Source organism: Humisphaera borealis, from assembly GCF_015169395.1.
Lineage (GTDB): Bacteria > Planctomycetota > Phycisphaerae > Tepidisphaerales > Tepidisphaeraceae > Humisphaera > Humisphaera borealis.
The window spans coordinates 5,577,609-5,589,113 of sequence record NZ_CP063458.1 but is presented as its reverse complement, the minus strand read 5'-3'; the positions used below and the strand labels follow the sequence as shown (position 1 = coordinate 5,589,113).

The following is an 11,505-nucleotide window of genomic DNA, read 5'->3' as shown; positions in this document are numbered from 1 at the left end:
GCTCTGGGCGCGGTATCCAAATGTCATGAGCCAACACATCGCCCGCGCCGTCGCAACATTGCTGATTTCGGCAGGTCTCGCTTCCACGGCGATCGCCGCCGACCCGAAGCCATCGGCCGCGGATTCCAAGCCCCCCGCCGCCGCCGAGACAAAGAAAGCTGCACCCAACCCGGCGATGGCTCCGATCAAAGATGTCGCCGGCCTGCCGCGGGTGCTGCTCATCGGCGATTCGATCTCCATCGGCTACACCGTACCGGTTCGCAAGCAACTGGAAGGGAAGGCCAACGTCCACCGCGCCCTCGCCAATTGCGGGCCGACGAAGAACGGGGTCACGGGTATCGACAAATGGCTCGGCGACGGCAAGTGGGACGTGATCCACTTTAACTTTGGCATTCACGACCTCAGGCACATGCCCGACGGCAAGCGGCAGGTCGAACCGGCCGACTACGAAAAGAACCTGCGAACGCTGGTCGAGAAGATGAAGAAGACCGGCGCGAAGGTGATCTTTGCCACCACCACCCCCATCCCCGCCGGCGAACTGAACCCGGTGCGGACCTTCGGCGATGTCGGTGAATACAACCAGATCGCGCTGAAGGTGATGAAGGATACCGGCGTAACGATCGACGACCTGAATGCCGCCATCACGCCGCACCTGGCGAAGATGCAGCGCCCGAAGGACGTCCACTTTTCCGAAGAAGGATCGAACTTCCTGGCGACGAAGGTCGTCGAGTCGATCAAGGCCGCGTTGTGAAGTGATCGGCCAACGCCCCGCCGATGTCGGACCGTCGAGACAATACCCACGACAGGATTCGAACCTGTGACCTGTGGTTTAGGAAACCACCGCTCTATCCAACTGAGCTACGTGGGCGAGACCTTCAGGAGTTTAGCACGACTCAGGCCTGAAGGCACCGGCTCGAAGAGGCTGCGAACCAGGCGGTCCATGCGACAAGCGTTGCAATGCCCCAGAAGCGTTGCAATGCCCCAGGTGGGATTCGAACCCACACGACCCTTTCGAGTCTGCGGATTTTAAGTCCGCTACGTCTGCCGTTCCGTCACAGGGGCGAACATGTGATGCAGCCTTGGTTCTATGAGCCGGGTTTGCTCCGGCTGCAGCAGGATACGTCAGATGGTGCGCCGCTTCCATCGTCGTTGCCTTCGACCGACCGTTGCGGTGAAGTAAGACGTCACGCCGGCCGCGTCGGTGGCAGCGTGCGGGCGGTGTCGTTTCTTTCCGGAGAGGATTTCGCAGATGCGGTACACCATTGGCCTGATCGGCCTGACAGTCGGTTTCGCGACGTTCGCCCACTCGGTCGCGGCCGGTGCGGACGCGCCAGTGAAGCTATTGGAACCCAAGCCGCTGACGGCGGGCCACAAGGTTGTTGCGCTGTTTCCGCCGGGACATCCTGCATTGAAGGCCGGCCCGGGCTCCGACCAGGAGGAGAAGTTCAACACCGGCGGTGGTCGCGTGTCGGCCGTCACCAACATTCACAACCCGTCAATCGAGCTCTATCTGGCCCCGCCAGACAAGGCCAACGGGATGTCGGTCATCCTCTCGCCCGGCGGCGGGAACAACACCTGCAACGTGGGCCCGGAGGGCACCGACATCGCCGCCTGGTTTAACTCGGTCGGCGTCTCCTGCTTCGTCCATCGCTACCGGCTCAAGCCGTACGGATCGGCGACGGACGCATTGCTGGATACGCAGCGAGCCATCCGAACGGTCCGCGCCAACGCCAAAGAGTGGAACATTGACCCGAACAAGATCGGGCACATGGGCTTTTCGGCCGGCGGCGAGCAGACCGCACGGATTGTGTTGACGTTCGACGCCGGCAAGGCCGATGCAGCCGATCCGATCGATCGCGTCAGCTCGCGGCCCGACTGGGTGGTGCTGGTCTACCCCGGCTGGGTTCCCGGATCGCTCGATCTGAGCAATGTCCCCAAGGACTTGCCGCCGACATTCCTGGTGTGCGCTGGAACCGGCGATGTCTTCCACGCCAAGCAGACGGTGGAGTTCTACAACGCATTGTTCGAGGTCGGTAAGTCGATGAAGCCCAAGCCGCTGAACATCGAGATGCACATTTATGGTGCTGGTGCGCACGGCGGAGCAATCTCGCCCCGCAAGGGCATCCCCTTCGGCACATGGCATCAGCGGTTTGTGGAGTGGGCGACCGACCTCAAGCTGATGCCCGCCGCTGTGCCCGCGGAATCGTCCGGGGCAACGCCAACAACGGGCAAGTGAATCGCCCGGCTGTGCGGTAACTCCATTCAATAACCGCCGGACAATGTCTCGACCGGCGATCAGACAGAGCACCTAAACCATGGTTCGTTGCATCCCGACACTTCTCGTTCTGTTGTTGCTGGCCCTGACTTCAGCGGCCGAGGGCGCGGGGCTCGTGCTCGACGCACCGTTGGAGTATCAGGTCATGCAACGGACCTCCAAGTCGGTCGGGCCGGTGGTGGTTTCGGGCAGGATTGCTGATCGCGAGATCGGCAGGTTCGAGATCGAGTGTCGCGTGATCGCCGACGCCAAGGCAGGCCCATGGCGGGGAATTCCAATCACCGGCGGCGCGGCCGGGTTTCGGGGCCAACTGGAAGTGCCGGCCGGTGGATGGTATCGCCTGGAGGTGAAGGCGGTCGCCGATGGCAAGGTCATCGCCGAATCGGTGGTCGAGCATGTGGGTGTCGGCGAGGTGTTCGTGGTCGCCGGCCAGTCGAACTCCGCCAATCACGGCCAGGAGAAGCAGACCACCAAGACCGGCAAGGTCACGGCGTTTGACGGCAAACGATGGCAGTTGGCCAATGATCCTCAGCCCGGTGCGAGCGGCGGTGGTGGGAGCTTTATGCCGCCGTTGGGTGACGCAATCGCCGAGCGGTACGGCGTTCCGGTGGGTTTCGTTGCATGCGGTATCGGTGCCAGCAGCGTTCGCGAATGGCTGCCCAAGGGAATGCGCTTTCCCAACCCGCCGACGATCGAGAGTCGCGTTCAGAAATCCGCCGACGGCCAATGGGAATGCAAAGGGCAGGCGTTCGAGATGTTCACGGGTCGCATGTCGCAGCTGGGCCCACGAGGGTTCCGGGCCGTGCTCTGGCATCAGGGCGAAAGCGACGCCAACCAGAGGGACGCCACCCGAACGCTGCCCGGCAAACTTTATCGGGAGTACCTGGAGAAGCTGATTCGCGACTCGCGAAAGCAGATCGCCTGGGAAGCGCCTTGGTTCGTAGCACAGGTGAGTTATCACGTGCCCGGCGATGAAGCATCTCCCGACATTCGGTCCGCGCAGGCATCGCTCTGGAAAGACGGAATCGCACTCGAAGGACCCGACTCCGACGCACTGAAGTCCGAGTGGCGTGAACGCGACGGAAAAGGCGTGCACTTCAGCGGGCCGGGCCTACGGCAGCATGCTTCACGTTGGTTTGAGAAGATTTCGCCCTGGCTCGACGGATTACTGGAGAAGTAGACGTTCGGCAGTGGCCTGTCGCGGCAAGTACAAAGGAGAGATGGAATGCGTGTTTTCAGTTTGTCTGTGATCCTGTCGCTGGCAAGTGTGTGCAGCCTCCCAACCACCGCGGCCGAGGCACCGCTGGCGTTTAAAGACCCTTCGCCCCGGCGCTATGAACTGACGGCGCGGGCGAGCCTGATCGATCCGAGGGTCAAGGCGCATCCGGAGATCGAGTTCCTGCTCGAGAAGGACGGCAAGCCGCAGGACACCGAGAATGCGTCGGTCGATACCCGCGTCGCTCCGCAGGGAAAGCTGGTCATCTGGCTGATGGGCAACAGCCCGGCACTGTTCGAACGCGTCAACAGCTACGGCCTGCACGCGATTCGCGTTCATTACGCCAACGGCTGGTTCGGAAAGTTCGGCAAGGAGCCGCCGCCCGCCGATGACAAATTCCTCGGCAAGATTCGCCTGGAGGCCGCCACCGGAGAGGACTTCAGCGACCAGGTCGTCATCCCCAAACCCGATGGCATGATGGAGCGGGCGTACCAGTTCGTGAAGTGGCTGGCCAAGGAGAACCCGCAGGGCAAGTGGGACATGTTCCTCTCGGCCGACGGCAAGGGATTGAAGTGGGATCGCGTGATCATTGCCGGCGCTTCGCACGGGGCAACGACGGCCGCACGCTTCGCGCTGCATCAGAAGGTGGACCGCGTTGTCATGTTCTGCGGTCCGCGCGATCAGTATGAAACCTGGCAGGGCCTGCCGTCGGCGACGCCGAAGAACCGGTTTTTCGGCTTCAGCCATGTCCTGGACGGCGGCTGGACCGGCGGCCACTACTGCCGCTCGTGGGAACTACTCGGGCTGCAGCAGTTTGGTGCGATCGTGAACGTGGACCAGGGCGCCGCACCGTTCGGCAACAGCCGACGGCTGATCACTAGCGCCGACGTCAAGAAAGACGCCAAGAAGGCCCACAGCAGCGTGACGCCCGGCGGCGCGGCGGTAAAGGACGCCTCGGGCAAGTACCTCCACGAGGCGGTCTGGAAGTACCTCTTCACGCAACCGGTCGACAGCGTGGGACAGCCGGTCGATTCGGATCCGAAGTGCCTGAAAGACCTGCGCAAAACCGCGGCAAAGTGATCCACGGACGCACAGATCGGCACAGGTAAAGACAATGTCAGTGACACGGGCTTCCAGCCCGTGCGGAATTGGTTGGAGTAGGAAGACGTACACAACGAGACTCCAGCGCATTTCGCACGGGCTGGAAGCCCGTGTCACTGATTTTGTCTTGATCTGTGCAGATCTGTGTGCATCGAGGGTTCACTTCTCCGCCTCCCGAGTCGCCTCATGCCGGCGATATTCGCGAGGCGGAACACCTGCCAGTTTGCGGAAGTCCTTGCTGAAGAAGAACCGGTCGTGATAGCCGACCTGCTCGGCGATCTGCTTGATCGCGTCATCGGTCTCGACCAGTCGGCGCTTGGCCTGGTTGATGCGTTCCCGGCGGAGCCAGTCGATCGGGCCGGTGCCGAACGCGGCGCGAAACCGCCGGGCGAAATGTGATCCGCTCATGCCGCACCGCTCGGCCAGGTCGGCAACCGAGCACCGTTCGAAGTAGAACAGTTTCATCCGCTGAACGGCCGGCTCGAGTTCCGCCGGGTACACCGGCTGTCCCTCGCCGGCCCGTAGTCGCCGACCGCGAAACGCGATCGCGAGCAGGCGGGCAATGCTGGCGTGGACTTGCGCCGGGGCGTCGGCGTCGGCGCTTTCGAGGGCATCAAGGGTCTGTTCGAAGGTCGCCTTGGCGTCGGCAAAATCGATCTGCCGAAAGATCGGCTCGGCCGCTACGCCGAGCAGTTCACCCAGCCGTGTCAGCCGCGGGCCTTCAAAACGCACCCAGTAGACTTCCCACGGGTCGGCCACAACCGCACCGTAATGGTGCGGCATCCGGCAATCGACCCACGCCAGGTCACGCTTGCCGACCTCATGTTCACGTCCGTCGATGCGAAGGAATCCGGCGCCGTTGAGGCAAACAATCAGCTCGTGGCCGGGGTAATGCTTCCGGCGGATGCTGTGCTCTACGCCGGCGATCAGGTGCCCGGCACGGTGAACGGTATAAAACACCTCCTGATGAAGCGGATTCGGCGTTGCGAAGATTGAACGCACGAACCGATTGCTCCTGGGTTTTGATGCCATGATCGAATAATACAACTTTTTGAGCTTTGTTTGGCATTCCCCATGTGCCGAGCCGCGTCATACTGGTTTCCATGTGGAGTGCAGTTTTAACGTCACGTCCCCGTCTGCCTGTCACCATCCGGCCGGCCCATCTGCTGGCTGTATTGCTGGTGACCCTTGCGGCGGGCAACAAGAGCCTTGCCGACGAAGCGCCGACGTTCGGCCGCGATATTCTGCCGATCCTGTCCGAGAGTTGCTTCAGTTGTCACGGCCCGGACGAGAAGCACCGCAAGGCCGATCTGCGGCTCGATCTGCAGGAGCCGGCGACGGCGCTGAAGGATGGCGTCGCCGCGATCGTGCCCGGCAAGCCGGACGCGAGCGAACTCATCCGCCGTATCACCTCGACCGATCCGGACGAGGTGATGCCGCCGGCCAAGTCACGCAAGGGACTCACGCCCGCGCAGGTGGCAACCTTCAAGAAGTGGATCGCCGCCGGTGCTCCGTGGGGGAAGCACTGGTCGCTGGAAAAGCCGACCCGCCCGGAGGTGCCGGCCAACGGCGCGGCGACAGCGATCGACGCATTCGTTCTCGATCGGCTGTCGCGCGAGGGTCTTAAGCCGTCGCCCGAGGCGGCCAGGCACACACTTGCAAGGCGGGTGGCACTGGATCTGACCGGTCTGCCGCCTTCGCCGGAAGTACTCCAGTCGTTCGAGAAGGATGATTCGCCGCAGGCCTACACCCGCCTGGTCGATCGGCTGCTCGGCAGCGAGCATTTCGGCGAGCGGATGGCGATGTGGTGGCTCGATGCGGCGCGCTACAGCGACACCGACGGTTTCCAGGCCGACGCCACCCGGACCAACTGGCCCTGGCGCGACTATGTCGTCGCCGCGTTCAACCGCAACATGCGGTTCGATCAGTTCACGCTCGAGCAGTTCGCCGGCGATCTGCTGCCCAACGCCACCCCCGACCAGAAGCTCGCCACCGCCTTCCACCGCAATCACATGACCAACGGCGAAGGGGGCCGCGATCCGGAAGAGTCGCGTGTCGATTATGTCATCGACCGCGTGAACACCACCGGCACGCTCTGGCTCGGGCTGACCGTCGGCTGTGCCCAGTGCCATTCGCACAAGTTCGATCCGTTCTCGCACAACGACTACTACAGCCTGTCGGCGTTCTTCAACAGCATCGACGAAGACGGAAAAGCGGGTAGCGCCGCCAAACCATACCTGTCGTACAAGTCGCCGCTGGCATCGCGGGCGGTGGTCGAGGCGCAGCACCTGGCGGACGAGCGGTCGGCGGTGGAACTGGCGGCCCGCAATGCCGCCGAGCCGCCGTTCCAATCGTGGCTTGCGTTGCGCGTCAAGGACACGCCGTCGAACTTCAAGGCGTGGAAGCCGCTCCATGTGAATACGCTCGAATCGATCGAAGGCACGGTGCTGTCAGGCAGTCCGGATGACACCATCGTCGCCGGCGGGCCGAGCCCGATGCAGGACGACTACCGCATCATCGCGACGACGCCTTTGCCGCGCATCACCGGCCTGAAGCTGGAAGTGTTGCCCGACCCGGTCCGCAAGGATGGCGGCTTTGCCCGTGGCGAGGCGAAGCACTTCATGCTGACCGACATCAAGGTGCAGGTCCGCCGTCGCAACAGCTCGCAAATCCGCGACATCTCTGTCGCCACTGCGGCGGCGGATTATTCGGCCGACCCCAAGAAGAACGGCGGCTACGGCGCGGTGAAGGACACCCTCGACGACGACCCCCGCAATGGCTGGAGCAGCCACGGCAGCGATATCACCAAGCCGCGCACCGCGGTCTTTGCCCTGGCCGATTCCCTGACCCTGGCCGCCGATGAAGAGCTCGTCTTCGAGATGCGGCATCGTTCAACCCTCGGTAACGCGAGCATCGCCCGGTTTCGTGTGACCGCGACCGATCAGGCCGGTCCGACCGTTCAGAGCGTGGGCGCCGCGCCGCTGGAAGAGCTTGCGGTGTCGAGAGCCGCAGATCCCGCCGGCATTGCCGCCAAGCTGCGTGACAGACTTCGCGAGCAGTTCCTCGCCGATCACGGGCCGTACGGCATTGCGCGAGCGTCGCTCGATCGCGCCAAACGGCAGCTGGACGAAGCGAAGAAGGCCGCCGGCGGCGTGAACGTGATGGTCCTCGCCGAGCGCAAGACGCCGCGGGAAACGAACATCCTTATCCGCGGTGTGTGGGACAAGAAGGGGGAGAAAGTCGAGCCGGGTGTGCCCCCCGCCGTCGCCAACTTTCCGAAAGATTTGCCGCGCGATCGCGCCGGGTTGGCTAAATGGATCACGTCCAGCGACAACCCGCTGACCGCTCGGGTCATGGTCAATCACCTCTGGCAGCTCTACTTCGGCGCAGGGCTGGTTCGCACGCCCGACGACTTCGGGCTGCAGGGGGAACACCCGACCCATCCCGAACTGCTCGACTGGCTCGCGGTCGAGTTCATGGAGAGCGGCTGGGATATCAAGCACATTGCCAAGCTGATCGTTACCAGCCAGACCTACCGCCAGCGGTCGGACGTCAGCCCGGCGCTGCTCGCGCGTGATCCGGAGAATCGACTGCTCGCCCGCGGTGCGCGGTACCGGCTGCCGAGCTGGATGCTTCGCGACTCGCCGCTGGCGTCGGCGGGCTTGCTCAACCCCGCCATCGGCGGCCCGCCGGTGCGGCCTTATCAGCCGGACGGCGTCTGGGAAGAGATGTTCATGGGTCGGTTCAAATACGAACCCAGCGAAGGCGCGGCGCAGTACCGCCGAACGCTCTATGCGTTCTGGCGGCGGGCGATCGCACCGACGTTCCTGTTCGACTCCGCCCAGCGGCGCGTTTGCGAAGTCCGCACGTCTCGCACCAATACACCGCTGCAGGCACTGACACTGCTGAACGATGCGAGCTATCTAGAGGCGTCGCGCGAGCTGGCGCAACTGGCGATGCGACACAGTGCTGACCCGGCGGCGCGAGTGGCGTTCATCTACCGCAGGGTGCTTTCACGGCCACCAACGGAGAGCGAAACCAGTGTCATCCTGCGGCAGGTCGCCCGGGCGACGGACTACTACAAGGCACATCCGACCGACGCCGACAAGTTTCTGAAGGTCGGTCAGCAGGCGGCGGATCCGGCGCTCGACGCTCCGTCTCTCGCGGCGAACATGCTCGCCGCAAGCATGATTCTCAACCTCGACGAGGCAATCACCCATGAATGAGCCCAAACCCTCTCGCCGCACGCTACTTAAGCATGCCGGCCTCGGCGCTGCCGCATCGTTGCTCGGCGCGCCGATGGTGATCGCCGACAGCAAGACGAAACCGCCGCTGCAGGATGCGATCATCGGGCACGGCGGATTCCGCTACAGGGTCGATCTGACCTGGAGCCAGGCCGACCCGGCGAAAACACCGGTCAACGACTGTCACGAGATGGTTCAGGTCGCCGACGGTCGGCTTTTTCTGCTGACGAACCAGCCGAAGAACAATGTGCTGATCTACGACAAATCCGGCAAGGTGCTGGAGACCTGGACGCTGGGCTTCAAGGGTGCTCACGGCCTGTCGCTGCATAAAGACGCAGCCGGCAAGGAACATCTCTGGGTCACGGATACCAGCACGGGGCAGGTGGTGAAAACCACGCTCGCCGGACAGATCCTGCTGGAGTTGCCGACGGCGACCAAGTGCGGCGCCTATGCCGAGCACACGCCCTACAGCCCGACCGAGACAGCCGTCGGCCCGAACGGCGATATCTATGTCGCCGACGGCTACGGATCGCAGTACATCCTGAGGTTTGATGCCGCCGGGAAGTTTGTTTCCAAGTTCGGCGGCAAGAGTGCAATCGCCAGTAACGCGGGCAAGTTTCTCCAGGCCCACGGCGTCGCACTCGATACCCGAGGCGCCGATCCGCTGCTGGTTTGCACCGAACGCCTGCGAAACGAGTTCCACTGGTTCACGCTCGAAGGCAAGTTCGTCCGCAGCGTGTACCTGCCCGGTGCGTTCGTCAGCCGACCGGTAATCGCCGGGAAGAACCTGTACAGCGGCGTCTGCTTCGGGATGAAGCCGAACGATTTCCGGATGTGGAAGGATCGGGGATTTGTCGTCGTGCTGGATGAGAAGGATCAGTTGGTTTCCGCCCCCGGCGGGCGACCGCCGAAGTATGCGGACGGCGCGCTGGAGGTGCTGCTGCAGGACCAGCCGGTGTTCCGAAACGCGCACGATGTTTGTGTGGACGATCAGGGAGATCTGTATGTCGCCCAGTGGGCGGCGGACAAGGTGTATCCGTACAAGCTGCACCGAGTCGGTTGAAGATGTGACCGGAAGCATGATGCCTGGGTGGCATTGGCAAGCATATGCGCTTGCCCGTGTCGGTCACCAACGAACGTTCGACACGGGCAACGGAGTACCCTTGCCCATGCCACCCGGCGGCCCGTGCTACGCTGAGAGAGCCGCCCGTTTTCGAGGATGTATTCATGCAACACGACCGCCTCCAAGAAACCCGTCGCTACTTCCTGGGCCGCGGCGCGGGCATCGGCCTTGGTGCCGCCGCGCTCGCGACCATGGGCCATTCCGCCTCAGCCGCGACGTCCCCCGCCGCCACGACCATCGCATCGCACTTCGCGCCGCGGGTTAAGCGGGTCATCTTCCTGACGCAGTCTGGCGGGCCCTCTCAGCTCGAGCTTTTCGACCAGAAGCCGGACCTCATGAAATGGGCCGGGATTGAGCTGCCGGAATCGGTCCGCCAGGGTCAACGGCTGACGACGATGACCGCCAGCCAGAAGCAGCTCGTCATGCCGCCGCGGGTGAAGTTCACCCGCCACGGCAAGTCGGGCGCGACGATTGGCGAGTGGCTTCCGCACCTGGGCGAGGTCGCCGACGAGCTTTGTTTCATCAAGTCGATGCGGACCGACCAGATCAATCACGCCCCGGCGATGACATCGTTCCTGACCGGCCATCAACTGGCCGGCCGGCCCAGCATTGGTGCCTGGACGAGCTACGGCCTGGGCAGCGAGAACAGCAATCTTCCCGACTTTGTGGTGATGATCTCCAAGATGCAGCGGCCGAGCGACCAGCCGTTGTATGACCACTACTGGGGCAGCGGCTTTCTGCCGAGCCGCTACCAGGGCGTGAAGTTAAGGAACTCGCGCGACCCCGTGCTTTACCTGCGCGATCCCGAAGGCCTGCCTCGTGAACTGCGCCGCGGCATGCTCGACGGGATCGCCGAGTTGAACCAGGCGAAGCTCGCCGAGGCCGGCGACCCGGAGATCGCGACCCGCATCCGCCAGTACGAGATGGCGTATCGCATGCAGGCGAGCGTGCCGGAACTGACCGATCTGTCGGACGAGCCGGATTCGACCTTCGAGCTGTACGGCCCCGATTCCCGTCGGGCGGGCAGCTACGCCGCCAACTGCATCATGGCCCGCCGAATGGCCGAGCGTGGCGTGCGGTTCATCCAGCTTTTCCACCCCGACTGGGATCACCACAGCCGGCTGACAAGCTGGTGCACCGCCCGATGCCGCGACACCGATCAGGGCACAGCGGCGCTGATCAAAGACCTCAAACGCCGGGGAATGCTCGATGACACGCTGGTCGTCTGGGGCGGCGAGTTTGGCCGCGGCGTTGCCGGTCAGGGCAAGTGGGACAGCCCCGAGGCCGGCCGTGACCACCACCCGCGCTGCTTTACGATGTGGTTGGCCGGCGGCGGCGTGAAGCCGGGCATCACCTACGGTGCAACGGACGACTTCAGCTACAACGTCGCCGAGAACCCCGTCAACGTTCACGACCTGCACGCCACGATCCTCAAGCTGCTCGGCATCGATCACGAGAGGCTGATTTACCGGTTCCAGGGACTGGACTTCAAACTGACCGGTGTCGAGCCGGCACGGGTGGTCAAAGACATCCTGGCATAGGCGCT

Annotated in this window: 8 protein-coding genes and 2 tRNA genes; 7 read left to right on the top strand and 3 right to left on the bottom strand. The window is 63.6% G+C overall.

Going from position 1 to position 11,505, the window contains the following annotated elements; translation table 11 throughout:
* The first annotated feature begins 25 nt into the window (after window positions 1–25).
* Window positions 26–751: an SGNH/GDSL hydrolase family protein gene (locus tag IPV69_RS21020; RefSeq protein WP_206291686.1), complete on the top strand. Its 726-nt coding sequence runs from the start codon at window positions 26–28 to the stop codon at window positions 749–751.
* A gap of 43 nt (window positions 752–794) precedes the next feature.
* Here IPV69_RS21020 and IPV69_RS21015 read toward each other — a convergent pair.
* Both IPV69_RS21015 and IPV69_RS21010 read right to left on the bottom strand, forming a co-directional pair.
* Window positions 795–868, bottom strand: a tRNA-Arg gene (locus tag IPV69_RS21015).
* Between the two features lie 109 nt (window positions 869–977).
* Window positions 978–1,062 (bottom strand) — tRNA-Leu (locus IPV69_RS21010).
* 187 nt (window positions 1,063–1,249) lie between these two features.
* On the opposite strand from IPV69_RS21010, the gene IPV69_RS21005 reads away from it, so the two are divergent.
* The 3 genes from IPV69_RS21005 to IPV69_RS20995 all read left to right on the top strand — a co-directional run bounded on the left by IPV69_RS21005 (window position 1,250) and on the right by IPV69_RS20995 (window position 4,571).
* Window positions 1,250–2,236: an alpha/beta hydrolase gene (locus IPV69_RS21005; RefSeq protein WP_206291685.1), complete on the top strand. Its 987-nt coding sequence runs from the start codon at window positions 1,250–1,252 to the stop codon at window positions 2,234–2,236.
* Window positions 2,237–2,315: 79 nt separating this feature from the next.
* Window positions 2,316–3,455 carry a sialate O-acetylesterase gene (locus tag IPV69_RS21000; protein ID WP_206291684.1) on the top strand — a complete coding sequence of 380 codons (1,140 nt, stop codon included), beginning with the start codon at window positions 2,316–2,318 and terminating at the stop codon, window positions 3,453–3,455.
* A 45-nt stretch (window positions 3,456–3,500) separates the two neighbouring features.
* Window positions 3,501–4,571 (top strand): BPSS1187 family protein, encoded by a 1,071-nt coding sequence (locus tag IPV69_RS20995; protein WP_206291683.1) that lies wholly within the window; start codon window positions 3,501–3,503, stop codon window positions 4,569–4,571.
* A 180-nt stretch (window positions 4,572–4,751) separates the two neighbouring features.
* On the opposite strand, the gene IPV69_RS20990 is transcribed toward IPV69_RS20995, so the two are convergent.
* Complete coding sequence (locus IPV69_RS20990) at window positions 4,752–5,594, bottom strand: helix-turn-helix transcriptional regulator (protein WP_206291682.1); 843 nt, start codon at window positions 5,592–5,594, stop codon at window positions 4,752–4,754.
* 101 nt (window positions 5,595–5,695) lie between these two features.
* Here IPV69_RS20990 and IPV69_RS20985 point away from each other — a divergent pair, with 101 nt between their 5' ends.
* From IPV69_RS20985 to IPV69_RS20975, 3 genes are all read left to right on the top strand, one after another.
* Window positions 5,696–8,818 (top strand): PSD1 and planctomycete cytochrome C domain-containing protein, encoded by a 3,123-nt coding sequence (locus IPV69_RS20985; protein WP_206291681.1) that lies wholly within the window; start codon window positions 5,696–5,698, stop codon window positions 8,816–8,818.
* Entirely contained in the window at window positions 8,811–9,899 is a 1,089-nt protein-coding gene (locus IPV69_RS20980) for an NHL repeat-containing protein (protein ID WP_206291680.1), read from the top strand. Before IPV69_RS20985 ends, IPV69_RS20980 begins: the two co-directional genes overlap by 8 nt.
* 164 nt (window positions 9,900–10,063) lie before the next feature.
* A complete protein-coding gene (locus IPV69_RS20975) occupies window positions 10,064–11,500 on the top strand; it encodes a DUF1501 domain-containing protein (RefSeq protein WP_206291679.1) in 1,437 nt (478 codons plus the stop codon).
* Window positions 11,501–11,505: the final 5 nt, after the last annotated feature.

What these genes read in the sequence shown, in the direction of transcription:
- IPV69_RS21020 (WP_206291686.1), top strand. Translation starts at nt 26, where the DNA reads ATGAGCCAACACATCGCCCGCGCCGTCGCAACATTGCTGATTTCGGCA.
- IPV69_RS21005 (WP_206291685.1), top strand. Translation starts at nt 1,250, where the DNA reads ATGCGGTACACCATTGGCCTGATCGGCCTGACAGTCGGTTTCGCGACG.
- IPV69_RS21000 (WP_206291684.1), top strand. Translation starts at nt 2,316, where the DNA reads ATGGTTCGTTGCATCCCGACACTTCTCGTTCTGTTGTTGCTGGCCCTG.
- IPV69_RS20995 (WP_206291683.1), top strand. Translation starts at nt 3,501, where the DNA reads ATGCGTGTTTTCAGTTTGTCTGTGATCCTGTCGCTGGCAAGTGTGTGC.
- IPV69_RS20985 (WP_206291681.1), top strand. Translation starts at nt 5,696, where the DNA reads ATGTGGAGTGCAGTTTTAACGTCACGTCCCCGTCTGCCTGTCACCATC.
- IPV69_RS20980 (WP_206291680.1), top strand. Translation starts at nt 8,811, where the DNA reads ATGAATGAGCCCAAACCCTCTCGCCGCACGCTACTTAAGCATGCCGGC.
- IPV69_RS20975 (WP_206291679.1), top strand. Translation starts at nt 10,064, where the DNA reads ATGCAACACGACCGCCTCCAAGAAACCCGTCGCTACTTCCTGGGCCGC.